Origin of the sequence: Rhodopseudomonas sp. B29, from assembly GCF_000333455.1 — a bacterium.
Taxonomy (GTDB): Bacteria; Pseudomonadota; Alphaproteobacteria; order Rhizobiales; family Xanthobacteraceae; genus Rhodopseudomonas.
Genome location: NZ_BADD01000657.1, coordinates 1 through 24,570 on the forward strand (window position 1 = coordinate 1; position 24,570 = coordinate 24,570).

Genomic DNA, 24,570 nt, shown 5'->3' on the forward strand with positions numbered 1-24,570 from the left:
GGTGGAAGCCGTAGAACGAACCGCCGGGGACATCGAGAAAGAACTGCGCGCGGTTAGCGGCAAGCGCCTGCGGAAAGCCGTCGAACACCTCGATCGGCAGACCGCCTGGGTTCTTGTCAGTCTTGAGCATCAACGGCGGCACCGCGCTGACCAGCACGGCCTTGGCGACGCGGCCATGCGGCTGGCCGAACTTGGCGACGTAGCGCGCGACTTCGCCGCCGCCGGTGGAGTGGCCGATATGCACAGCCTTCTTGAGATCGAGATGCTCGGCGACGGCGGAAGCGTCGGCGGCGTAGTGGTCCATGTCGTGGCCGGTGCCCACCTGCGACGAGCGGCCATGGCCGCGGCGGTCATGAGCGACGACGCGGTAGCCGTTCGCCAGGAAGAACAGCATCTGCGCGTCCCAGTCGTCGGCGGACAGCGGCCAGCCGTGGTGGAAGACGATCGGCTGCGCCGACTTTGGACCCCAATCCTTGTAGTAAATCTCGACGCCGTCCTTGGTCTTGACGTATCCGCTGCTCATCGTCTGGTCTCCTTTGGAAATCGGTACAGGGTGTTTCGGTTGAGCTGCCGCGCTGCCGGAGAGTAGCGCGACGCTGGCCGCGCCGACTACGACGTCTCGGCGCGAAATGCGGAGGGTGTGTCGATCTGCCTCGGCCGAGGCCAGTCCCGCTTCGCTGCTTGTCGAATCTGTCATGAGGGACGGTTCCAGTCAGGTCGCTGCGACGGCGGCGACAGCATCAAGTATGACGTCGGCTACGGCCTGCGGCTGCGACAGGATCGACAGATGACTGGCCTGCAGTTCGGTCGTCTTGGCTTTGAGCCGAACTGCGAGTTCGCGCTGCAGCTCGATGCTGACGACGCGATCTTTTGCGGAAACGATGTACCAGTTGGGCCGCGTCGCCCAGGCGGCCTCGGTGATCTTGTCGCCGAAAGTGGTGGTGGGGAGCGGCGGCTGCAGCACGGCGAGGACGCGGGCGTCGTCCTCCGGAATGTCCTGCGCGACATCCTTGATCCAGCCTTCGGCACTGAGCTTCAGCAGGCCTTTGCCGTTGTCGATGATCTGGCCGAGGCCGGGCGGCGGGGCGTGCGCGCCGACCAAATCGCCGACCGACTCGCCGGCCTTCGGCGGCAGCGCGGCGACGAACACCAAGGCCTTCACTTTCGGATCGTTGCCCGCCTGCGCGATCACCGCGCCGCCCCAGCTGTGCCCGACCAGAACCACCGGTCCGTCGATGCCGTCGAGCACCGTCTTCGTTGCGTCGACATCGGCCGCGAGTGACGTCGTCGGATTCTGCACGGCGACGACCGGAATGCCCTGCTTCAACAGCAGCGGGATGACCAGGCGCCAGCTCGACCCGTCGGCCCAGGCGCCGTGTACAAGCACCACCGTCGGCGTTGCAGGAGAGGCCATGCGTTGTACTCCTCGTTGAGCATGAGCTGTGTCCTCGCCGATCTAGACCAGAAACGCGGCCCGCTATTGTCACTTCGCACGGCGAATTGGACGATCGCGCCGTCGGGTTGCGAGCTTGTACGCGACGATGTGCGTGTTTGGATTGTGCGCGGACGCGCACATCATCAGAGCGATCGCGGCAGTGTGAACTGAAACCGGGCGCCGTGCGGCTTGAGCGATGTCGCGCTCAAATGGCCGCCATGGGCCTCGACGATGGATCTGCTGATCGACAAGCCCATCCCCATGCCGTGCGGCTTGGTGGTAACGAGAGCCTCGAACAATTTTTCGATCCGGTCCTCGTCGAAGCCGAGTCCGTTGTCCGTGACGCTGACAAGGACGTTGTCGTCGCCGCTCACATTGCTGGCGACGGTCAAGTGCCGCCGCCCTTCGATCGCGGCCATCGATTCGATGGCGTTCATCGTTAGATTGAGCAGTACCTGCTGGAGCTGAACCCTGTTGCCGATCACCACGGTGTCGACGTCCGTCAGACGCGTCTCGAGATGGATGTTGTTCTGACGCAGTTCGTTCTGCAGGATGGCGAGGATCTCGCGGATGACCGCGTTGATGTCGACCGGCGACATCTGAGGTGCCGACTTGACCGCGAGGCCACGGATCGTCTGCACCACATCGGCGGCGCGCCGGCCGTTCTCGATGACTCGCCGTGCGGCCTGCTGGGCTTCGGCGATCGAGGGCTGCTCGTTGCCGAGCCAGCGCAGGCAGACGTCGGCATTGGTGATGATCGCGGTCAGCGGCTGATTGATCTCGTGCGCGATCGAAATCACCAGTTCGCCGATCGCCGTCAGCCGCGACACCCGCATCAATTCGGACTGCGATCGCTGCAGGGCTTCGAGCAGCGCGTCCTTCTCTTCCAGGAATGCGTTCTTGAGCGAAATCGCCGCCTGCGACGACAGCAGCTTCAGCACCGACAGCTTCAGGGGCGTAAACACGCCGGGCGCGAGGTGGTTCTCCAGATAGATGGCGGCAATCAGCTTGTTGCGCTTCATCAACGGCAGGCAGAGCAACGAGCGTGCTCCAGTCGCTACGATATAGGGATCGTCGCTGAACGTGCTGGCTTGCGCGTCGTCGATCGTGATGGCCTCGCCGGTCCGGGCCGCGAGGTTCACGAGAGAGACCGGCAACTCCGTGGCCGAGATCAGGTCGTCACGGAGCGAAACCCTTATGCCGTCGCCGCCGGTTCGCGCCTCTGTACGGATCGACAGATCGTCCCCCTGTGCGAGGATGAGCAGACCGCGCTGAGCGCCGGCGTGCTCCAGCATCAGGGTCATCAAGGTTTCCATCAGGCGCGGCACGCCGAGTTCGTTGGATACCGCTTCCGAGGTCTTGACGACGGTCGCCAGATCCAGGCTTTCGGTGATGCTCAGCGGCACCTGTGCTGCAGTCGGAAAACTCGCTGCAAGATCCGGATAAAGCCGGTCGATCTGCTCGACCTTGGCGGTGGCGCCCCATTGCAGGTAGCAATCGCGGGCCTTGGTCAGATGGGCCTGAAAGGCGGTCTCGAAGCCTTGAGCGTGGCAGAACTTCGCCGCCAATTCGTGGCCGATCGCTTCGACCTGCGAAACGCGAACTTTGCGCGACGAGGAGACAGCCTGTTGGTAAAGCTGCATGGCTTCGAAAGGGCGATTCTGCAGTCGCGCCATCTCGGCGGCGAGCAACGCCGTCGCGCCCTTGTAGTTGCCGGGATTATGGGCTTCCCAAACCGACAATTGGCGATGAGCGGTGGCGAGCCTCGCTTCCAGCGCGGCGCGCGGCTCCGGCGGGTGGTCGAGTTCGGCGTTCGCGGCGCTGACGACGCCGAGATAGAAATGAAAGATCGAATACTCGTGGTGGCCCACGGTGGTCCACAGCAGCGGTTCGGCCTTGCGCAGCGCCTCGAAAGCGCCGGCGTGGTCGCAGGCGAAATAGCAGGCCTGCATCTTGCGGATCCAGAACCAGCAGGCAGCGATGTCGAGGCTGGAATTAGCCGCGAGCATCTGATGAAATTCGGTCTCGTCGAAGCCGGGACCGTTCAGCGATCCGAGCGCGACCGTATCACCGCGCAACGAGCGGAGATATTGGAGCTGCGTTGTGATGATGTGGACGATCAGGCCGAACTTGGCACGCTGCATCAGCGCCAATCTGGCGGACGCCTCGATTTCGATTTCGTCCAGGGGGTCGCCTGCCGACAATCGATTGGTGATCAGCGTGCACGACGAGAAGCCCGCATAGGTGAGGTCGCCGGTCTCGATGGATTCATCGAAGGAGCGGCGCAGATAGGGTTGTGCCTCGTGCAGCGGCCGGGCCCACGGCAGCACGTGGGCGCCGTAGGTGAGGTGGACGCGGGCCTTGTAATGACCGAGGCCCCGGCTCTCGACCAGCCGAAGTCCAAGATCGCCGTAGCGGAAGGCTGCATCGTAGTCGCCGAAACACGGGCCGACCACCATCCCGAGATACGCATAGGCCAGAGCCGAGGCGTCGCAATTGCCGTTCTCGACGCTGATATTCGCCATCCGGCACAGCAGCAGGCAGACAAGGTTGAGGTCGGTGAAGAACGCCGGCGCGAGCGCCGCGCTCATCACCGCCAGCGGCGCGGCGCGCGATTGATCGGTGATCGTCGGCAGGTCGATGAGAGATTCGATGGGACGGCCGGCAAGGCGCTGCACGAGCAGCTGGTACTCGGCTTCGGCCTCTTGCCGATCGGGATGTTGAGACCATGCCACGCCGAAATCTCGCAGATACGCCAGGCAGGTTTCGATGGCGCGGTCGCTGCGGTCATTGGCGGTGTAGAGCGTGACCTGCAGCGCGACGACGAACGATCGCGCGTGAGCGTCAGGTGCCCGTTGCACGAGCGCCTGCAGGCGCGCTTCGGCTTCCGTCGTCGCGCCGGTGAGAAATTCGCATTCTGCCAGTCGATATTCGACGCCGAAGGCGAGACCAGGCTGGTGTCGCCAACGGTCCTCACCGAGCAGCGAGAGGGACGTGGTGAGATAGGTCAATGCTGAATTGTAGGCGACGGCCTTCATGGCCGCGTTGCCGGCCTCGCAATTGAGGCTGGCGGCGGCAAAGCGCTCGCAGTCGGAGGCGATCGCCGCCGCGCCGAGATTGTAGTGGTTGACGATCCTGAACAAAGCGTCGGGCGAGGTCGGAATGCTGGTGGCGAGGTGGCGCGCGATGGCAAGGTGCATCGCCGGAAGCCGGGCCGGCTCGATCAATCGATGCGCAGCCTCGCGGACGCGGTCGTGAACGAAGCGATAGTCGTCGTCTGTTCTGCGGACGAGTTCGCTCGCCACCAGATCCTGCAGCCCGTCGTGTATTTCGTCCGTCGTCAGATCGCACAGCCGGCCGAGCAGCCCGGCGTCCGCCGTCATGCCGAGACATGAAAAGAGCTGCAGAATGCTCTGTGAGCGGGGCTGTAGTCGCTCGAGTTTTCGGCTCATCAGATCGAGCACGTTGTCGGTGAAGCCCTTCGCATCGATCAGGTCGATGTTCCAGCGCCACGCTTGTTGCGCCGCGTCGAAATGGACGAGCTGTTCGTGGAGGAGGGACGAGAAAAACTGGATGGCGAAAAACGGGTTGCCGCCGGTCTTGCGATGGAGCAGCGCCGCGAGCGGTGCCACCGCATCGTCGTCGCTGCGGAGCACGTCGGCGACCATGGCTCGAAGATGGGCCTGCCCGAGTGGCGTCAGCCGAAGCTCCTCGATATGCGACGCGGTCTGTCGGACGCTCGCGAGCGTCCCACTGAGCAGGTGCGCGGCATCGACCTCGTTCTCTCGATAGGCGCCGACGACCAGCAAATAGCTGGTGTCGATATCACCGGCCAATCGCACCAGAAACTCCGCCGTGGCCTGATCGAGCCATTGCAGATCGTCGAGAAACAGCACGAGCGGATGGTCGGGCCCGGCGATCGCCGCGATGAACCGGCCGAGTACGGCTTGGAACCGACTGCGGCCTTCCTGCGCCGGTAGCGTTTTCAGCGGAGGCTGCGGGCCGATCACCAGCGCCAGATCCGGCACCAGATTGACCATCAGTTCGCCATGCTCGCCGACGGCTGCCTGAAGTTTCTTTCGCCAGTGTGCCAGGGCTTCGGCGCTTTGGCCCAGGATCTGACGAACCAGCGAACACAACGCTTCTGCCAGCGTGGAGAAAGGAATGTCGCGCTTGTACTGATCGAACTTGCCGGAGATGAACCAGCCATTGCTGGGTGCGAGGCTTTTGCGTAATTCGTTGACGGCCGATGATTTGCCGGCTCCGGAATAGCCTGAAATCAGCACCCATTCGGTCGCGCCGGTCGAGGCGACACGGTGATACGCCGCCAGGAGGGCATTGATCTCGGTCTCGCGGCCGTACAGCTTCTGCGGCATGCGGACCATGCCGGTCGCATCATGCGTCGTCAGCCGCACTTGCGTGGTGTCACCACAGGCGTCCCATGCCGCCAGGCAGGTCAGTAGATCGCGCTCGACGCCGGCGGCAGTTTGATAACGATCATCAGCGGATTTCTCCAACAGCCTGAATACCAGCCGCTCGATCGCGGCGGTGGCCGGCCCGGCTGACGGCAACGGATTGGGCCGGCGGGCGATGTGGTGGTGGATCCACTGATTGGGGTTCGCCGCGTGGAAGGGCAGGCTGCCGGAGGACAGCATTTGATATAAGATAATGCCGAACACATAGAGGTCGCTACGGCTGTCGACCGAACGGTTGATACGGCCGGTCTGCTCCGGCGACATGTAGATAGGGCCGTCGGTCAGCGCCCCTTGGCTGCTGAATTCCTGTCGCTCCCGCTCCGCACGCAGTGCTCCGCCGAGCCCGGTCAGCCAGACTCGATCGGCGTCGTCGATCCAGATCGTTTCCGGCCGTAAATTGCGATGGACGAGACCCCGCTCGTGAATGTGGCCGAGCGCCCGGGCAAGGCCGATGGCGCGCTGGAGCAGCCGCTTCACGTTCAGCGGCTGCATCAAAAGCTCGGCCAGAGGCCGCGCGTCGCGGTCGTCGACCAGCAGCGCTGTTCGGCCCTGCGCCGACACGATCTCGTGCGGACGGACCACCAGATTCGGATCGAGATCGCGGGTGAGTGCGAACTCCTGTTGCAGGCGCTGCAGCGCGCCGAGATCGGCGCAATCGGTCACCAGCAGAAGGGAGCGGGGTGCCGCATCGGTGGACCGCGCCCGGTAGACGGTGAAATCGCCGCTGCGCCTCACGAAGTCCAGCGGAGCGGTGATTGTCCTCACGTCATTGCTCCGCAACTGGTGAGAGATCGGTGCATCAGTCCGAGCCGTTGGTTGGCTCGCCCAGAGCTTGCCGGATACAGCGCACCAACGTTTGCGCCTCGAATGGTTTTTCGAGGAAGCCGAGCGCACCCAGCGCGCGGGCCCGCGCTTGGTGTCGCGCGTCGGGGAAGGCCGTGATGAAAATCACCGGCGGCGCGCGTTCCTCGGCGACCAGCCGTGCCTGCAGATCGAGGCCGCTCAATCCGGCCATCTGGATGTCTGTGATCAGGCACGCCGTCGAAGAGCACACTTCCGATTGCAGGAACTGGTGCGCAGACGCGAAGCCACAAGCCGCGTAGCCGAGCGAGCGAACGAGTCCCTCGATGGCGATCCGAACGCTGTCGTCGTCGTCGATCACCACTATGGTCTTGCCGATGGTCATTTCGGCCATCTCCAAGAGTGATGCAGCACGATCCGACGCCGTCGGCGAAGTGTGCGGCAGGCGCGAGCCCCTTATAAGTCATACGATGGTTTACGTCGCCTCGCGCGAATGCGGAGCGATCACCTCGGCCATCCGCACCAAATCGGCGAATGAACGGGCGCCCATCTTCTTCATCACCCGGCCGCGATGAATCTTGACCGTGATTTCGCTCAGGCCGAGATCGGCGGCGACGTTCTTGTTCAGCGAGCCGGCGGACACCATGTCGAACACCTGCTTCTCGCGCGGCGTCAGCGCCGCGTAGCGCTTCAGAACGTCATCGCGGCGGCCATCGCTGTCCCGCCGCCGCCGGTCCAGCGCCACGGCGGCTGATACCGCGTCGAGCATCTCCTGATCGCGAAACGGCTTGCTGAGGAAATCGACGGCGCCGGCCTTCATGCCGCGCACGGTCATTGGCACGTCGCCATAGCCGGTCATGAATATCACCGGAATCCGGATCTCGAGGCGGTTCAGCGTGGTCTGCAGGTCGAGGCCGCTGGTACCGGGCAGTCGGACGTCGAGGATCATGCAGTTGGCGTCGTCGGGAACGCCCGCCGCGAGCAGATGCTGCGCCGACTCGAACGAGACCACGCGGTTGCCAATGGATTTGAACAGGCTGGCCAGTGCGTCTCTGATGCCGGCGTCGTCATCGACGACGACGATCAGGGGGCTGGATGCTGCGGTCATGCTGGGTTCGAAGACGAACGCGACGTCATTGTTGCACCTTATTCCAGCTCCTGGCGGATGCCAATCGCCACCGCACTAGCGCCCGCAAAGCCAGATCAGCCGCGGGCTCGCGGCGCTGGCCGCATACCTTGGTTTGTTATCGGCAAAACCATTGCAGGCCGTGACGGCACGATGGTCCGACTATCCGATGACGGCCGGCCGTTGTCTTCTGTCCTGCAATGGCAGGGGACCGCGCTTGCGCGCCGTCCCGGATGAGGAGTTTCGGGTTGATGCATCGCCTCACCAGCAGCGGGGACCGGCCGAGCACGGCGCGGGCGTTCGCGCATCTGGCGGAGATGCTGCAGAAGGCGGCGGAGATGGTGCAACGCGATCCTGTCGAAGCGCGCTCCTGCATCGAGCGCGCCGCGGCACTGCTGCGCGACGTTCAGGCGCGGCACGAACTGCTCGACGAGGCGCCCCCGAAAAAGCCGAGCGGCCAGGGCCTGGCGCGCTGGCAGTTGAACCGGGTCGTGGGCCATATCGACCACAACATCGATCGCAGCTTGCGGATCACGGATCTGGCCCAGCTCGTCGATCTCAGCGCAAGCCATTTCGCCCGGGCGTTCCGCAGCAGCGTCGGGGTTGCGCCGCGCAATTTTGTGCTCCAGCGCCGTGTTGCGCGTGCCAAGTCGCTGATGCAGGGCACTGATCTGCCGCTGTCGGAAATCGCGCTGGCGTGCGGGCTAAGCGATCAAGCGCATCTCTCGCGGATATTCCGGCGCTTCACCGGCATGCCTCCGAACGCCTGGCGCCGGCAGCGCCGCGACAGCGAGCTTCAACGTCATCGAGAACAGGTTTCGTCGAGCCGGAGCATCAATTCTTGAACTCGAGCAAAGGCTGCTTCGGGTCGACGCTGTCGGACAAGTCTCGAGAGCTTCGGCAAAGGCCGATTTCGTCGCCTGATCGATCTTCGGAGATCGGTGATGATGAGGCGGCGGAAGCTGGATCAGCGCCTGACGAACGGTGACGCGGGAAGCGTTTTACGCCGTCGGTCGCCGCGGGCTGATGTCCGGCATTCATAATGAGAATGACGAGATGGTGCGCGCCTTCACAGCCGAGGTTGAGGCGAGCGGCGCCACCGACTACACGGAGCACGGCAAGTTTCGCCCGCCGGTGACGGCCTCGAGATCGTCCGCGCACTCGACGATGCCGGCATCGTTCTCGACCATTCGCTCGAACTGATCGACTTTCTCGTGGAGGAGCCGAGTGAGTACGGCCTGTCGTGCGTCGGCAGCCGTGCCGCGGTCGGGGCGCTCGACGACAAGATACTGACACTGACCGGGCCCGGCGGTGAGAAGCTGGGCGATGCCATCAAACGCATCGGCGGCGATTCTGCTCGACTCTCAGAAGCCAAACGTAGCGACATCGCGGCGTTTCTCGATCTGCATATCGAACAAGGCATCGTGCTGGAAAGCCAGTTGCTCGACGTCGGGTCGTGACCTCGATCGTCGGTATCCGCCGCATCGAAGTAATCTTCGAAGGCACCGCCGATCATGCCGGCACCAAGCCGCTGTTAGCTCCGCACAAAGCCATTCATCCGGATCGATCGAACGGGTTCTTCGATTGGAGGGTGAACATGCTTGGAGTCTGAGAGGCCGTGCGCGCAGGAGCTACGGCCGCAGCTTTGCAAGGATCGGCCGCAGATAGTCCAACAGCCTCGGCGGATTTTCGGTCATTGGGAAGTGCCCGAGTTCAGGCATCTCCGTCACCGTTGCGCCATCGATCCAGCCTGCGAGCGCGTAAGCATCGGCGACCGTGGCGGAAAAATCGTAGTGTCCCATCATCAGGTGCACGGGGATGCGGCTGCCGTCGATGCGCTTGGCGATCGGCTCGCCGTCGAACTCGTCGGAGTAGAACGAGAGGTCGCCGTCGTAGATGCCCGGCGCGCCTTGCGAGTAGATCCAGGCGGCGCGGCGACGATCTTCCGGCGGGCTGGAGGGGCTCATCAGTCCGCGTACATAGGCGGCGGAATGCCAGCCGCCGTTGACCTTGGCGTGAGTGAGATACGAATTGCGCCGGCCACGCGGCCGCAGCGGCGCTTCGAGTGCTACGACGGCCTTCACCAAGTCCGGCCGTTCAGCGGCGAGCGCCAGCGCGATGCCGGCGCCCATCGAACAACCGATCACCACCACGGGTTCGCCGATGCTCTGCGCGATGAAGCTGCCGCACCAATCAAGATACGTCGCCTGATCGAGCCGGTAGGCGCCGCCGTCCCAGCCGAGCGGTGGCAGCGAGCGGCCGTGGAACGGCATGTCGAAGCCGATCAGCCGCCAGTCGCGGCCGAGCTCCGCGTCGCACATCACGCCGTGAAACTGCCGCGTATCGGCGCCGGCCGTGTGCAAACACAGCACCGGCGCGCCTTGGCCGGCGGCTTCTGCATAGATGTTGCAAACCTCGCCGCCGGCGCTCTTTACACGGTGATAGTTGCCGCTGAGCCGCGTCAGATCGGGCTCGCTACGCGCCGGCGCAGCCGTGTTCAGATGCGCGAACACCGCCTCGAGAAACGCCCGTGCCTGCGCAATCACCAGCGCGTCACCGGTGACGATAAAGTTCGGATTGCGCAGCTGGATCGACGAGAACGAGTGGTAGGTCGGCTTGGGGCAGGGCGCCAGCACCCCATGCCATGCGCTCTCCGGAGCAGATAGAGAGATGTCGGCTACTAGCTGAGTGGCGACGACCTGCGGACCCTCGGTCGAGCAGACAATGGTGACGTCTTGCTCGGCGACGCTGAATGCGACCGTGCAATCGAGCCCCCGCGCCAGCGAGTACACTTCCGGCGCGGCCACCGCTTGCGTCAGCCGTTCGCGGAGCTGATCGACCAGCGCCATCGTTCCAGCCTGCTTAGCGCTTGGCCGTGAGATAGCGGCCGATCTCGACGTGGTCCGCAGCCGCCCCGAGCTCCTGCGCGGCGGCGCTCCACAGCGCCGTCACCTGGTCGGCGAGCGGTGCGTTGACGCCGATCTCGTGCGCGAGTTCGTCGGCGGTGCGGATGTCCTTGGTCATCAGGCCGAGCGAGAAGCCCGAGACGTAGTTCTCCGGAATGACGAATTGCTTGAGTTTGTTCTCGGTCGAGTTGTTGCGGCCCGTCGAGGCGTTGAGCACGTCGACCAGAACGCCGGGCTCGATGCCGAAGCGGCCGCCGATCGCCAGCGCTTCCACCGCTGCGGCGAGGCCCGCGGCGGAGACGTAGTTGTTGAGCGCCTTGGCGGCGTGGCCGGAGCCGAGCGGGCCGGTGCGGAAGATCGACTTGCCCATCGCTTTCAGCACCGGCTCGGCGCGGTCGATCGTGCCGTTGTCGCCGCCCGCCATGATGGCCAGCGTGCCATCGATGGCGCGCTTGACGCCGCCCGACACCGGCGCGTCGATGAAGCCGAAGCCGGCGGCGATCAGCTCTTCGCCAAGCGCCCGCGTACCGATCGGCGCCGACGAACTCATGTCGATCACCACGGTTCCGGGCGCGAGATGAGCTTTGACGCCCTCGATCGCGCTGCGCACGATCTTGCCGTCGCCCAGCAACGTGATGACGGCAGCCGCGCCGGCGACCGCATCGGCGGCGGTCGACGCCGCAATGCCGCCGGTTGCGGCGTAGCTGGAGCGGGCTTCGGACGAGATATCGAAGCCGACGACGTGATAGCCAGCGCGCGCCAGGCAGGCTGACATCGGGCGTCCCATATTGCCGAGGCCGATCACGGCAATGCGTGCGGGCGGAGTGAATGGCGGCTGACTGCGACACGGGCGTTCCTCTCGATATTGTTTTGTTGGTTGTCGTGGGGCGGACGTGAGTCCGCTCAGGTCTCGCCGCGGCGTAGCGCTTCGAGCGCGATAGCGGCGGCGTTGTTGATGTGCTGCACGCAGGCCTGTTCGGCGCCATCTTGGTCGCCGTTTTCGATCGCGGTCAGGATGGTGCCGATCTCGTGCAGACTGCGTCCAATGCGGTTGGGCTGCGTCATCGACGTCATGCGCAGCACCGTGACGCGGTTCAGCAGCATCTTGAGGAAGCGCTCGACGAACACGTTGCCGCAGCCTTCCAGTAGGGCGGCGTAGAACTCGGTCTTGGCAGCCAAGAGGTCGCTGCGATCTTCGTTGCCGGCAACGGCGCTCATACGTTCGTGCTGCGTGCGCAGCCGCTCGATGATCACCGGATCGCGGCGCCGCGCGCATTCGCGGCCGGCAAAGCCTTCGAGCAGCGCACGCAGATCGTAGAGCTGCGCAGCTTCGTCGGCCGTGATGGTGCTGACGATCGGGCCGCGGTGCGGGATCGTGGTGACGAGACCTTCGGCTTCGAGCTGCCTCAGCGCTTCGCGGATCGAGGTCCGGCCGACGCCGGTCTGCTCGCACAGCTCGCGCTCGATCAGACGCTGTCCGGGCTTGAAAACGCCGCTGCCGATCGCAGAGCGCAGGCGGTTCTCCACCAGCAGGCGCAGGCTGGTGGCTTCACGCGAGACGTTGAGGTCCGAGTCAGTCTTGGGCATGCGGCAAACTGACCGATTGTCTGACAATCTGTCAAGCAGCTTGACGGACGATGGGATTTGTGGCGAGTTCGCCGCCAATCAAAACAGACCTGACGGTCACCGGGAGGAAGTTGCCATGTCGAAGATGTCGCCCCGCGCGGGCCTCAGCCGTCGTTCGTTGCTCGCTGGTTCGGCGTCGCTGCTCGCCGCGCCGATGATCGGCTCGGCCGCGCATGCCGATGCAAAGCCGGTCAACATCGGCGTCATCATGCCGCTGTCGGGCGCCAACGCGCAGTTCGGCATCAACTCTCGCAACGGCATCGAACTGGTTGCCGACGAGATCAACGCGGCCGGTGGCGTCAAGGCGCTGGGCGGCGCCAAGATCAATTTGATCGTTGCCGACTCGACGTCGACGCCGACCACGGCCGGCACGGTCGCGCAGCGGCTGATCTCGCAGAACGAAGTCACCGGTATCCTCGGCGCATTCGCGTCGTCGCTGACCATCGCGATCTCGGAAGTGACCGAGCGCCGCGACATTCCGCTGCTGACGATGTCGTTCGCCGATCAGATCACCGGGCGCGGCTTCAAGAACATCTTCCAGGTCGTCGCCAAGGCGTCGGTGCTCGGCAAGGCGCAGCTCGACTACACGCTGGCGATCGCGCAGGCGGCCGGCGCCAAGATCGACAAGATCGCCATCATGTACGAGGACACGGCCTACGGCACTGCGCAGGCCAACGGCCTGCGTGCGGCTGCCAAGGCGGCGAACGTCGAAATCGCGATGGACGATGCCTATCCGCTCGGCATCACCGACACGACGCCGCTGATCAACAAGCTGCGCGCCTCGGGCGCCCAAGCGGTGTTCCCGGTGTCCTACCTCAACGACAGCCTGCTGATCATCCGCACCATGCGCCAGCAGCGCATCACCATGCCGGCGATCGGCGGCGCCGCCGGCTACGTCATTCCGGATTTCGAGAAGGGTCTCGGCGAATTCGCCGAAGGCGTGCTCTCGATCGCACCGGCGAACTACGATCTGGCGCCGGATCTGACAGAGCGCTTCCGCAAGCGTTTCGGTTACTTCATGGTGCACGAAGCGCTCGAGCACGCGGTGGCGCTCGACGTGCTGGTGCAGGCGATCGAGAAGGCCAAGTCGGCCAAGGCCGAGGACGTTGCCGCCGCGCTGCGCGGCGCCAAGTTCACCGGCGGCTGGACCAAGGCGATGACCGGCGGCGCCGTGCAGTTCGACGCCACCGGCCTCAACGTGCTGTCTGTGCCGGTGATGGTGCAGTGGCGCAACAAGGAGCTGGTGACGGTCTGGCCCAAGGACGTCGCCAAGGGTACCGCCGAGTGGAAGACCTGAGCGAAGCCTGACGTGTCTTTCATTCAAGCCATCATCGACGGCCTTCTGGTCGGCGGCGTCTACGCCGTGATCTCGATCGGACTGACCCTCGTCTACGGCGTGATGGGCATCGTGAATTTCGCGCAGGCGGAATTCCTGATGATCGGCATGTTCGTGTCGTGGTTCGCCTGGGCCTATCTCGGGCTCGATCCGGTTCTAGCGGCGCCGCTGTCCTTTGCAGTGGCGTTCGCCATCGGCTGGGTGGTGCAGGGGCAGTTGATCTCGCGAGTGCTGAAGGCGCCGTCGGTGGCGCAGATCTTCCTCACGGTCGGGCTGCTGATCGTGCTGGAGAACGGCGCGCTGCTGACCTTCGGCTCCCAGTTCCGCTCGGTGGTGACGAGCTATCAGACCATGTCGCTGTCGCTCGGCGCGCTGTTCGTCAGCGTGCCCTATCTGATCGCCTTCGCGATGTCGCTGGCTTGCGGCGTGGCGCTGTGGTGGTTCATGCGCACGAGCTGGTTCGGCCGGGCGATGCGCGCCACAGCGCAGAACCCGATGGCGGCGCAGCTGATGGGGATCGACACCGCGCTGATGTACAAGATGGCGTTCGCGCTCGGCGTCGGACTCACCGCCTTCGGCGGCGCGGTCATTCTGCCTTATGTGGCGGTGTTTCCCGGTGTCGGCGGGCAGTTCGTGGTGCTGATGTTCACGGTGGTCGTGCTCGGCGGCCTCGGCAGCGTCGCCGGCGCGGTGGTCGGTGGGCTCGCTGTCGGCGTCATTCAGGCGCTGTCATCACTGGTGTTTCCGATCCAGCTGCAGAACCTGGTGCTGTTCATCGTCTTCATTCTGGTGCTGGCCGTGCGCCCGCAAGGCCTGGTCGGAGCGCGGCGATGAAGAAGTGGTTTGCCCTCGCCGCGGTGATCGCGGTCGCGGCCGTGGTGCCGCTGCTGCTCAACCCGACCGGCTATTGGATTCGCGTGCTGACCTTCACGCTGCTGTTCGCCGCGATGGCGCAGGCGTGGAATCTGATCGGCGGCCTCGCCAATCAGACCTCGCTCGGCCACGCCGCGTTCTTCGGCATCGGCGCCTATACGTCGACCATCCTGCTGCTGAAATTCGGCATCAGCCCGTGGCTCGGCATGTTCGCGGCCGGCGCGCTCGGCGGTCTCGCGGCGCTGGTGATTGCGATCCCGACGCTGCGGCTGCAGGGCCATTACTTCGCGCTGGCGACGCTCGCGTTCGGCGAAGTCATGCGGGTGATCGCCAATGTCTGGACGCCGCTGACCGGCGGCCCGGGTGGCCTGTCGGTGCCGTTCACCCCGCCGAGCTTTGCCGCATACTCGTTCAAGCAGCTGTTGCCGCATGCTTACATCGCGCTGGCGGCGCTGATCATCGTCACGGCGATCTTCGAATTCATCCGCCGCGGCGCGATGGGCTATCGGCTGCGGGCGATCCGCGAGAACCAGGCCGCCGCCGAAGTAATCGGCATCGACACCACCAAGGTGAAGCTGCAGACCGCGGTGATCTCCGGCGCACTGATGGCGATGCTCGGCACGCTCTATGCGCAGGTCGCGGTGTTCTTCGATCCCGACACGGTGTTCAGCGCAGCGGCGATCTCGATTCGCGTGGCACTGATCGCCATCCTCGGCGGTGTCGGCACTGCCGCGGGTCCGATCCTCGGCGCGCTGTTCATCATTCCGGTCGAGGAACTGATGAACGACCTGTTCTCTGCCGGTGCCGCCGGCCTGTCGCAACTGATCTTCGGCGCGATCCTGATCGCGGTGATCCTGTGGCGGCCGCGCGGCTTCATCACGCTGTGGGATTCGCTGCGCGCCCGCTTCGCCCGCGGGGAGGCGCGCCGATGACGATCCTGGATGTGCGTGGCCTGTCCAAGCGGTTCGGCGGTCTGCAGGCGTTGTCGGACGTGACGTTCGCAGTGCCGCAAGGCCAGATCGTCGGCCTGATCGGCCCCAACGGTGCCGGCAAGACGACGTTCTTCAGCACGCTGGTCGGGTTGATCCGCCCCGACAGCGGGACGATCAAGCTCAGCGACAGCAGCATCGTCGGCATGAAGCCGCACAAGGTTGCGGCGCTCGGCATGACCAAGACGTTCCAGAACGTCGCGCTGTTTGCCGAGAGTTCGGTGTTGGACAACGTGCTCACGGCAGGGCTCCTGCGCCACGACGTCACCACCGCGCGCGAGCAGGCGCTGATCTGCCTCGAGCGCGTCGGGTTGCGATCCGTCGCGCACAAGCTGGCCGGCGATCTGTCGTTTCCCGAGCGGGCACGCGTCGAACTGGCGCGGGCGCTGTGCACCGGCCCGAAGGTGCTGCTGCTCGACGAGGTGATGGCGGCGCTCAATCCGGTCGAGATGCAGGAGATCATGGACCTGATCCGCTCGCTGCGCGACGACGGCCTGACGCTGCTGGTGGTCGAGCATCACATGCGCGCCATCATGACGATTTGCGATCGCATCCTGGTGCTGAACTTCGGCAAACTGCTGGCCGACGGCACCGCTCAGCAGGTCGCCAACGATCCGGTGGTGATCGAGGCCTATCTTGGGCGCTCGGCGGAGGCGCACAGATGAACGCCGCCGCGCTGCTACTCGAGATCAAAGGGCTTCGCGCCGGCTATGGCGAGGTCGATGTCTTGCATGGCATCGATCTTGAAATTCGCGATGGCGAGTTCGTCTGCATCATCGGCGCCAACACCGCCGGCAAGAGCACGATCCTGCGCGCGATCTCGCGCCTGGTGCCGCGCGCGTCGGGCACGCTGCGCTTCGCCGGGGCCGATCTATCCACGCGCGCTTCGCACGAAGTGCCGGCGCTCGGCATCGCCCACGTCCCGGAAGGTCGCCACGTCTTTCCCGACATGAGTGTCGAGGACAATCTGATGCTCGGCGCCTTCACGGCGCGTAGCGCCAGCGATCTGCCGGAGCGGATGCAGCGTATCTTCGAGTTGTTTCCGCGGCTGCGCGAGCGGCGCAGTCAGCTTGCCGGCACGCTGTCGGGCGGCGAGCAGCAGATGGTCGCGGTCGGGCGCGCGCTGATGCTCAATCCCAAGCTTCTGCTGCTCGACGAGCCGAGCCACGGCCTTGCGCCGAAAGTGGTCGAGGAGATGCATGACGCCTTCGTCAAGATTCACAGCGGCGGCACGTCGATCCTGCTGGTGGAACAGAATGTCGGTCTGGCGCTCGACGTGGCGACGCGCGGCTATGTGCTGGAGACGGGCCGCATCACGCTGCAAGGCTCGTCTGCCGAGCTCAGCCAGAATCCCGCCGTGCGCGCCGCTTATCTCGGCATATGATCGCATCAATCTCTCGAATCGCACCGATTGAAACGAAAGGACCCTACCCGTGAGCTATGACCAGAAGATCACCCTCGGCGGCATGTTCGACATCGGCCTCTCGGCCCGCCGCGAAGTTCTCGGCGCGGAGTATGTCGACAAGTCGCTGAAGTCGACGAACGACTTCATGATGGCGTTTCAGCACATCACCACCGAATGGTGCTGGGGCTACGCCTGGAATCGTCCGGGCCTCGATCGCAAGACCCGCAGCATGCTGAACCTGGCGATGCTCACCGCGCTCAACCGCGCCCCGGAGATCAAGCTGCACACCCGCGGCGCGATCACCAACGGCGTCACGGTCGAGGAGATCAAGGAAGTGCTGCTGCACGCCACGGTTTATTGCGGCATCCCGGCCGGCCTCGACGCCTTCAAGGCCGCCAACGAAGTCCTCAAGGAAATGGGCAAGGTGGAGTAAGAGCGCGCTTGCGCTTCGACAGCGGGACATTCTCGGCGGTCGCTGACCGCCGAGGTACTGGTGAAGTTGCGGCGAATGCGCGATGTTCGGGAAGGAGAATCTTATGATCGACCGCCTGAGCGAAACAGTCGCGCCGCAATACGAGATCTTCGCGCTGCGTTACGCCACGATGCGTAATCGCGCGATCTTCCAGAATTTCATGTTTCCCGATCCGCACGAACAGGCCAGCGATCTGGATTATTTCGTCTGGGTGATCCGCGGGCAGGGGCGGACCATCCTGGTTGACACCGGCTTCGGCGAAATCGCCGCGCAGGAGCGCAGTCGCGCGCTGACGATCCATCCGGTCGAGGCGCTGCGTCGGTTCGGCATCGATCCGCTCACCATCGAAGACGTCGTCGTCACCCATCTGCACTACGACCACGCCGGCAATCTCGACAGCTTCCCGAACGCGCGTTTTCACGTCCAGGATCGCGAGGTCTCCTACGCGACCGGGCGCTGCATGTGCCACCATGCGTTGCGCCATCCGTTTTCGGTCACCGACGTCACAGCGCTGGTGCGGCACGTCTATGGCGGACGCGTGGTCTTCCACGACGGCGACGATGATCTCGCCCCCGGCATCAGCCTGCATCTGATCGGCGGCCATTCCAACGGTCTGCAAGTGGTGCGTGTCGAGACGGCGCGCGGCCCCGTGGTGCTGGCATCGGATGCGGCGCATTTCTACGACAACATCCTCAAGCAGAATCCCTTCCCGATCGTCAGCAACATCGGCGACATGTGCGAAGGCTGGGCTGAACTGAAGCGGCTGGCCGGTGGGATCGACAGAGTGATCCCGGGGCACGATCCATTGGTGACCGCGCTCTATCCGCCCGTCCCCGGACAGGTCGACGCCTTCATGCTGCACGAGCCGCCACAGCGCTCGCTTGCCGAACTGGTCTGAGCAAAGTTTGCGCTGTTGGTTAGTTGGTTTGCAGCTTGACGCCTAGAAGCTGATCGGTTCGCCCGCGCGGCAAAGCCCAATTTCGCTCTCGCTCCATCGGCTTGGATGTGGATTGCGCGGGCGCTGGGAGCTTGGGGAATATCTGGCCCGAATGTTGCTCTGCGTATGATCTTAGTCTAAAAAGATCATACTGAGGGAGCGCTGGTGGTGTCCATGGCGGATCTTTCCTGGAGAGCGTCTCGACGTGAATTCGTCGGGCCCGCTTGGCTGTTGGGCGGCCTCGTCGCCGTCAACATCGCCGCGTGGGGCTGGGCTTTTGCGATGTTTGGCGGTCAGCCGGCCTTGATGGCGACCGCGCTGCTGGCATGGGTGTTCGGCCTGCGCCACGCGGTCGATGCCGACCACATTGCCGCTATCGATAACGTCGTCCGCAAGTCGATGCAGACCGGCGATGCGCCGGCCTCGATAGGTCTATGGTTCGCGCTCGGTCATTCCACCATCGTGGTGCTCGCCACCGTGCTGCTCGCGTTTGGCGTCGTCGGCCTCGGTGGCGACAGCTTCCTCAAGGACGTCGGCGGTGCGATCGGCACTTCGGTCTCGGCGCTGTTTCTGCTGCTGATCGCCGCCATCAATCTGGTGATCTTCGTCGGTCTGTGGCGGACGTACCGGGCGGCGCGCAGACCGAGCGCGTTCGTCGCCGTCGACCCGCAGAGCGGCAATCGCGGCGTCCTCGCGCGTTTCCTCGGCCCTATGTTTCGTCTGGTGACGAAGCCCTGGCATATGTATCCGCTCGGCTTCCTGTTCGGGCTCGGCTTCGACACCGCAACCGAGATCGGACTGCTCAGCATCTCCGCCACCGAAGCGGCGCGCAACGTCTCGATCGCTCATGTGATGGTGTTCCCGGCGCTGTTCGCGGCCGGCATGGCGCTGGTCGACACCGCGGACTCGGCCATGATGGCCGGCGCCTATCGCTGGGCGTTCGTCGATCCGCTGCGCAAGCTCAAATACAATCTGGCGATCACCGGCGCGTCGGTCGCTGTGGCGCTGCTGATCGGTGGCATCGAGGCGCTCGGCCTGATCGCCGATCGCCTCGGTCTTTCCGGCGGCGCGTGGGCCCTGGTGGATGGGCTCAACGAGTCGCTCGCCAATGTCGGCTTCGTCGTGGTGGCGATGTTCGCGATGGCCTGGCTGGTTTCGATCCTGTTGTATCGCCGCATAGCCGTGAACGGCCGCCGCCGTGTCGTCTCCGATGCTTTGGACTGCGCCGATGCGACCGAGGCAGCTTGAGCCGGAGCGTCCTCGCCGCCTGCTGACAATCCTTGCGGCCACCATGTTGGTCGTCAGTGACAGCGGTGCCTTCGCGCAGGACGACACCCCCGCCCGGCAGCTTCCGCCGATTCAGGTCACGGGTGGTGAGGCCCCGCATCACCGCAAGAAGCCGCAGCCGCTGGTGCGCACGTCAGCACCGCGTGCGATCGCGCGCCGGGCTCCAAGCCCAACGGCGAGTCAAACTGTTGCCGATCAGTCTGCTCAAGTTTCGACGTCTGGCGTCGCTTCCGGTCCCAAGAGTTCGCCCAGCATGGCGAGCGAACTCACAATCTCCGGCGACGCGATCAACGCGCGTCCGTTCACACGGCCTGGCGAAGCGCTCGAAGCGGTGCCGGGACTGATCGTCACGCAGCATTCGGGCGAGGGCAAAGCCAATCAGTACTTCCTGCGCGGCTACAATCTCGATCACGGCACCGACCTCGCCATCACGGTCGACGGCGTCCCGGTCAACATGCGCACCCACGCGCATGGTCAGGGCTATGCCGACCTGAACTGGCTGATCCCGGAGACGATCGGCGGCATCGACGTACGCAAGGGACCGTATTTCGCCGAAGAGGGTGATTTTGCCTCCGTCGGCAGCGTCCATATCGGCCTGATCGACAGCACCCCAAAAGGTCTGGCGCAGGTGACGATCGGCAGCTTCGGCTATCGCCGCCTGCTGGGCATGGACTCCGCGAAGGTCGGTGATGGCTCGCTGCTGTTTGCCGGCGAACTCGGCAGCTACAACGGGCCGTGGGACAACCCCGATGACATGCGCAAGCTCAACGGCCTCCTGCGATACAGCCAGGGCACCGCGACAGACGGCGTGACCGCCACTGCCATGGCGTATTCGAACAAATGGAATTCGACCGACCAGGTGCCGCAGCGCGCGCTGACCAGTGGTTTTCTCAATCGCTACGGCTCGGAAGATCCGACTGACGGCGGCAACACCAACCGGTTTGCGCTATCGGGTCGCGTCGCGCAGAGCGACGATCTCGGCTCCTGGAAAGCCAACGCCTATGTGGTGAAGAGCGAACTCGACCTCTTCAATAATTTCACCTACTACCTCAGCGATCCCATCCTTGGCGATCAATTTCATCAGCACGACAACCGCCTGATGGCGGGCGCCAACATCTCGCGCACGCTGAACGGCTCGTTTGCCGGTCTGCCGATGCAGACTACCTTCGGCCTGCAGTCGCGCTACGACGCCATCGACCTCGCGCTCACCAACACGTTTCAGCGCAATTTCCTGTCCAACGTTCGCAGCGACAAAGTCGGCGAGGGCAGTGTCGGCGTGTTCGCGGAGAACACCCTGCGGTGGACCGACTGGCTGCGGACGACGATCGGCTGGCGCGGCGATTACTACGCCGCCAACGTGGATTCGCTCTACAACGCCGCTAATTCGGGGCGTGTCGACGCGTCGCTCGGCAGCCCAAAATTCAGGATGGTGCTGGGTCCGTTCAACAAGACCGAGTTCTTCGTCGGCGCCGGCTACGGTATGCATTCCAACGATGCGCGCGGGGCAACGACGGTCGAAGATCCCAGCGACCCGACGAACCGGCTGTCGCCGTCGCCATTGCTGGTGCGCACGCGCGGCGCCGAGGTCGGCGTCAGGACGCGGGTGATCTCGGGTCTCGACTCGTCGTTGAGCGTCTTCGTGCTCGACCAGGATTCCGAAATCCTGTTCTCGGGCGATGCCGGTGATACCGAGCCGACCCGCGCCAGCCAGCGCTACGGCTTCGAGTGGACAAATCACTATCGGCCGCGGTCGTGGATCGACATCGATGCCGATCTCGCCATGACGCATGCGCGCTTCCGCGGCTTCGACACCGGGCAGGCGGCCGTCTATGCCTCGCTCGCCGGTTATCCGCAGGCGCAAATCGGCAATGCGCCGGGCGACTACATTCCGAACGCTGCACCGATGGTCGCCTCTGCCGGCATCACGCTCGGTGAGAAGACCGGTTGGTTCGGCTCGGTGCGCTGGCGCTATCTGGCAGCGAGTCCGCTGACCGAAGACAACGCGTTCCGCTCGTCGGCCACCAGCGTCTTCAACGGCCGCGTCGGTTATCGCGCCGATAACGGCTGGCGCATCCAACTCGACGTGCTCAATCTCTTCAACACGCGCGCCAACCAGATCACCTATGCCTACGGCTCGCTGCTCAAGACCGACACGCTGTTCAATCTCTGCAACGGCGGCGTTGCTCCGGCGGCGGTCTGCCAGAACGGTGTGATGGACTACGTCCTGCACCCGATGGAGCCGCTGGTGTTCCGTCTCACGCTGGCCGGGGCGTTTTAGCCTCTGGCACGCTCGCTCCGCAGCTCCAGGCTTGATCTGGACGGCGACCCGTAACATGGAGAGACTGCATCTGCAGCAGACGAAGCGGCGGGCGCTCGCGGCCGAGCGCGCAGAAGATCGCTGACACGTTCGGCTGGCGCGGTGGAAGCGGGGCGGCCGGGAGACATGCAATGAGCGGTTCCGACGGGATGACCAACGTGCTCTGGCTGCAGGGCGCCAGTTGCGGCGGCTGCACCATGTCGATCCTGGAAAGCGGTGCCTCCGGCTGGTTCGACGAACTGCGGCAGTTCGGCATCAATCTGTTGTGGCATCCATCGGTCAGCGAGGAGACCGGCGAGGAAGCAGTCGAGGTGCTGCAGTCGGTGCTGGATGGCGAGGTACGGCTCGATCTGCTGCTGCTGGAAGGCTCCGTCGCGCGCGGGCCGAACGACACCGGGCGCTTCAACATGCTCGCCGGCACCAATCGCTCGGTGTATCGCTGGATGCTCGATCTGGCCCCCTGTGCCGACTACGTCGTGGCGGTCGGCAGCTGTGCCGCCTATGGCGGCGTGCCGGCCGCCGGCTCAAACCCGACCGATGCGGTCGGGCTGCAATTCGAAGGCGCAGATCGCGGTGGCGCGCTCGGCCCAGGCTTTCGATCGCGGCTCGGCCTTCCGGTTATCAACGTCGCCGGCTGCGCGCCGCATCCGGGATGGATGATGGAAACGATCTTGGCGCTGACCACCAAGGATGTTGCCACGACCGATCTCGACAGCTACGGCAGGCCGAAATTCGTCGCCGATCATCTGGCGCATCACGGTTGCTCGCGTAACGAGTTCTACGAGTTCAAGGCCAGCGCCGAGACGATGTCGGAGCGCGGCTGCCTGATGGAGCATCTCGGCTGCAAGGCGACGCAGGCCGTAGGCGATTGCAATCAGCGCTCCTGGAACGGCGGCGGCTCGTGTACCAAGGGCGGCTACGCCTGCATCGCCTGCACGTCGCCGGGATTCGAAAGGCGCGCATAATTTCCTCGAGACCCCCAAGCTCGCGGGCATTCCGGTCGGGCTGCCGACAGATATGCCCAAGGCGTGGTTCGTCGCGCTGGCTGCTCTCTCAAAATCGGCGACGCCGCGCCGCGTCAGGCTGAACGCAACCGCCGACCATGTCGTGGTGCCGCCCGGCCGCGCGACCGAGGGCAAGTCATGACGCGTATCACGATCGGCCCGTTCAATCGGGTCGAGGGCGATCTCGAAGTCCGGCTCGATGTCGAGGGCGGACGGGTGATGCGTGCCGAGGTGACGGCGCCGCTGTATCGCGGCTTCGAGCAGATCCTCGAAGGCCGGCCGGTGCTCGATGCACTCGTGTTGGCGCCGCGGATCTGCGGCATCTGTTCGGTGTCGCAATCGGTCTCGGCCGCGACTGCGCTGCGCCATGCCATGGCGATCGAGGCCGCGCCGAACGGGCTGCTCGCGACCAACATCGCCCACGCGGCGGAGAACGCGGCCGACCATCTCACCCACTTCTACATCTTCTTCATGCCGGACTTTGCCCGCGAAGCCTATGCGCCCCACGCCTGGCATGAAGCTGCGCGCGAGCGCTTCGCCGCCACCCGCGGGAGCGCGTCGCGCGATGCCCTGCCGGCGCGGGCTCGGCTGCTCGAGACCATGGGCATCATCGCCGGGAAATGGCCGCACAGTCTGGCGTTTCAGCCCGGCGGCACGACCCGCGCGATCGATCTCGGCAGCCGCGTACGGCTGCTATCGATCATCGCGGCGTTTCGCAGCTTTCTCGAAACCATCGTATTCGCCGACACGCTGGAAAACGTCCTCGCACTCACCACCGCCGACGAACTCGATGCATGGCGGGACGGCCGCGGCGGCGACTTCGCTCACTTCCTACGGATCGCCGACAGCCTATCGCTCACTGACCTTGGCCGCGGCACCGGCCTGCTGATGAGTTACGGCGCCTACGAGGGCGTCGACGGTACGCTGTTTCCGCGTGGCCTGTTCGGCCCGAGCGCCATGATCGAGCCGCTGCCGGTGAAGCAGATCAGCGAGGATGTCTCGCACGCCTGGATGCGGGATTTGTCGACAGATCCCGCGCAGAGCAGCACGATCCCCGATCCTGACAAGGCCGAGGCCTATAGCTGGTGCAAGGCGCCGCGGCTGTCGGGGCAGCCGATCGAAGTCGGCGCGATCGCGCGCCAGACTGTGGCGGGGCAGCCGTTGATCACCGATCTCGTCACACGCAATGGCACCAATGTGCGAAGCCGCGTAGTCGCGCGACTCATCGAGACCGCGCGGCTGGCGCTCGCGATGGAACAGTGGACTCGCGCGCTGCGGTTGTCGGAGCCGTTCTGCAACGCTTCGCGCGAGGCACCCGACGGCAGCCACGTCGGGCTGGTGGAAGCGGCGCGCGGCAGCCTCGGGCACTGGATGGCGGTCCGCAATGGCAAACTCGAGCGCTACCAGATCATCGCGCCGACCACCTGGAATTTCTCGCCGCGCGATTCTTCCGATGTCGGCGGCCCGCTGGAGCAGGCACTCGTTGGGACCGACGTCGGCGACGCTGGCCCGCGCTCAGTGGCGATCCAGCACATCGTGCGCTCGTTCGATCCGTGCATGGTGTGCACCGCACACTGACGG

General features: G+C 64.8%; 22 protein-coding genes and 1 pseudogene. 15 read left to right on the forward strand and 8 right to left on the reverse strand.

Going from position 1 to position 24,570, the window contains the following annotated elements:
• The 5 genes from I5M_RS23575 to I5M_RS23600 form a co-directional block, all read right to left on the reverse strand.
• On the reverse strand, positions 1-523 hold a 523-nt coding region (locus I5M_RS23575; protein WP_031337396.1), incomplete at its 3' end, for an alpha/beta fold hydrolase.
• A gap of 189 nt (positions 524-712) precedes the next feature.
• Entirely contained in the window at positions 713-1,414 is a 702-nt protein-coding gene (locus I5M_RS23585; RefSeq protein ID WP_022723644.1) for an alpha/beta fold hydrolase, read from the reverse strand.
• A gap of 164 nt (positions 1,415-1,578) precedes the next feature.
• Positions 1,579-6,675: an ATP-binding sensor histidine kinase gene (locus I5M_RS23590; protein ID WP_022723645.1), complete on the reverse strand. Its 5,097-nt coding sequence runs from the start codon at positions 6,673-6,675 to the stop codon at positions 1,579-1,581.
• A 34-nt stretch (positions 6,676-6,709) separates the two neighbouring features.
• Positions 6,710-7,096 carry a response regulator transcription factor gene (locus I5M_RS23595; protein ID WP_031337398.1) on the reverse strand — a complete coding sequence of 129 codons (387 nt, stop codon included), beginning with the start codon at positions 7,094-7,096 and terminating at the stop codon, positions 6,710-6,712.
• Positions 7,097-7,186: 90 nt separating this feature from the next.
• On the reverse strand, positions 7,187-7,819 hold the full coding sequence (locus tag I5M_RS23600) for a response regulator transcription factor (protein ID WP_022723647.1): 633 nt from the start codon (positions 7,817-7,819) through the stop codon (positions 7,187-7,189).
• Positions 7,820-8,154: 335 nt separating this feature from the next.
• On the opposite strand from I5M_RS23600, the gene I5M_RS23605 reads away from it, so the two are divergent.
• From I5M_RS23605 to I5M_RS32915, 4 genes are all read left to right on the forward strand, one after another.
• Complete coding sequence (locus I5M_RS23605) at positions 8,155-8,682, forward strand: helix-turn-helix domain-containing protein (protein WP_244432085.1); 528 nt, start codon at positions 8,155-8,157, stop codon at positions 8,680-8,682.
• Between the two features lie 181 nt (positions 8,683-8,863).
• Positions 8,864-9,040, forward strand: coding sequence for a hypothetical protein (locus tag I5M_RS32910; protein ID WP_159104032.1), 177 nt, complete (start codon positions 8,864-8,866; stop codon positions 9,038-9,040).
• Between the two features lie 11 nt (positions 9,041-9,051).
• Positions 9,052-9,297 carry a hypothetical protein gene (locus tag I5M_RS23615; RefSeq protein ID WP_022723650.1) on the forward strand — a complete coding sequence of 82 codons (246 nt, stop codon included), beginning with the start codon at positions 9,052-9,054 and terminating at the stop codon, positions 9,295-9,297.
• Entirely contained in the window at positions 9,294-9,449 is a 156-nt protein-coding gene (locus tag I5M_RS32915) for a hypothetical protein (protein WP_022723651.1), read from the forward strand. Before I5M_RS23615 ends, I5M_RS32915 begins: the two co-directional genes overlap by 4 nt.
• 19 nt (positions 9,450-9,468) lie before the next feature.
• On the opposite strand, the gene I5M_RS23625 is transcribed toward I5M_RS32915, so the two are convergent.
• The 3 genes from I5M_RS23625 to I5M_RS23635 form a co-directional block, all read right to left on the reverse strand.
• Complete coding sequence (locus I5M_RS23625) at positions 9,469-10,686, reverse strand: alpha/beta fold hydrolase (RefSeq protein ID WP_022723652.1); 1,218 nt, start codon at positions 10,684-10,686, stop codon at positions 9,469-9,471.
• 13 nt (positions 10,687-10,699) lie between these two features.
• The gene (locus I5M_RS23630; protein ID WP_244432086.1) at positions 10,700-11,518 is read right to left on the reverse strand and encodes an NAD(P)-dependent oxidoreductase; all 819 of its coding nucleotides are present in this window, start codon (positions 11,516-11,518) and stop codon (positions 10,700-10,702) included.
• Positions 11,519-11,646: 128 nt separating this feature from the next.
• The gene (locus I5M_RS23635) at positions 11,647-12,330 is read right to left on the reverse strand and encodes a GntR family transcriptional regulator (RefSeq protein WP_022723654.1); all 684 of its coding nucleotides are present in this window, start codon (positions 12,328-12,330) and stop codon (positions 11,647-11,649) included.
• A 115-nt stretch (positions 12,331-12,445) separates the two neighbouring features.
• Here I5M_RS23635 and I5M_RS23640 point away from each other — a divergent pair, with 115 nt between their 5' ends.
• The 11 genes and pseudogenes from I5M_RS23640 to I5M_RS23690 all read left to right on the forward strand — a co-directional run bounded on the left by I5M_RS23640 (position 12,446) and on the right by I5M_RS23690 (position 24,567).
• Positions 12,446-13,666: an ABC transporter substrate-binding protein gene (locus I5M_RS23640; protein ID WP_022723655.1), complete on the forward strand. Its 1,221-nt coding sequence runs from the start codon at positions 12,446-12,448 to the stop codon at positions 13,664-13,666.
• Between the two features lie 12 nt (positions 13,667-13,678).
• Positions 13,679-14,539, forward strand: coding sequence for a branched-chain amino acid ABC transporter permease (locus tag I5M_RS23645; protein WP_022723656.1), 861 nt, complete (start codon positions 13,679-13,681; stop codon positions 14,537-14,539).
• Positions 14,536-15,510 (forward strand): branched-chain amino acid ABC transporter permease, encoded by a 975-nt coding sequence (locus I5M_RS23650; protein ID WP_040771872.1) that lies wholly within the window; start codon positions 14,536-14,538, stop codon positions 15,508-15,510. Before I5M_RS23645 ends, I5M_RS23650 begins: the two co-directional genes overlap by 4 nt.
• A complete protein-coding gene (locus tag I5M_RS23655) occupies positions 15,507-16,232 on the forward strand; it encodes an ABC transporter ATP-binding protein (RefSeq protein WP_040771873.1) in 726 nt (241 codons plus the stop codon). The genes I5M_RS23650 and I5M_RS23655 overlap by 4 nt, the downstream gene beginning before the upstream one ends.
• Entirely contained in the window at positions 16,229-16,951 is a 723-nt protein-coding gene (locus I5M_RS23660; protein WP_022723657.1) for an ABC transporter ATP-binding protein, read from the forward strand. The genes I5M_RS23655 and I5M_RS23660 overlap by 4 nt, the downstream gene beginning before the upstream one ends.
• A gap of 82 nt (positions 16,952-17,033) precedes the next feature.
• Positions 17,034-17,405, forward strand: coding sequence for a carboxymuconolactone decarboxylase family protein (locus tag I5M_RS23665; RefSeq protein WP_031337404.1), 372 nt, complete (start codon positions 17,034-17,036; stop codon positions 17,403-17,405).
• 103 nt (positions 17,406-17,508) lie between these two features.
• Entirely contained in the window at positions 17,509-18,342 is an 834-nt protein-coding gene (locus I5M_RS23670; RefSeq protein ID WP_022723659.1) for an N-acyl homoserine lactonase family protein, read from the forward strand.
• 213 nt (positions 18,343-18,555) lie between these two features.
• A complete protein-coding gene (locus I5M_RS23675; RefSeq protein ID WP_022723660.1) occupies positions 18,556-19,629 on the forward strand; it encodes a HoxN/HupN/NixA family nickel/cobalt transporter in 1,074 nt (357 codons plus the stop codon).
• A 292-nt stretch (positions 19,630-19,921) separates the two neighbouring features.
• Positions 19,922-21,946: a TonB-dependent receptor domain-containing protein gene (locus I5M_RS23680; RefSeq protein WP_022723661.1), complete on the forward strand. Its 2,025-nt coding sequence runs from the start codon at positions 19,922-19,924 to the stop codon at positions 21,944-21,946.
• A gap of 170 nt (positions 21,947-22,116) precedes the next feature.
• Positions 22,117-23,131: pseudogene (locus tag I5M_RS30520) on the forward strand (HupU protein).
• Complete coding sequence (locus tag I5M_RS23690; protein WP_022723662.1) at positions 23,128-24,567, forward strand: nickel-dependent hydrogenase large subunit; 1,440 nt, start codon at positions 23,128-23,130, stop codon at positions 24,565-24,567. Before I5M_RS30520 ends, I5M_RS23690 begins: the two are co-directional and overlap by 4 nt.
• Positions 24,568-24,570 lie beyond the last annotated feature (3 nt).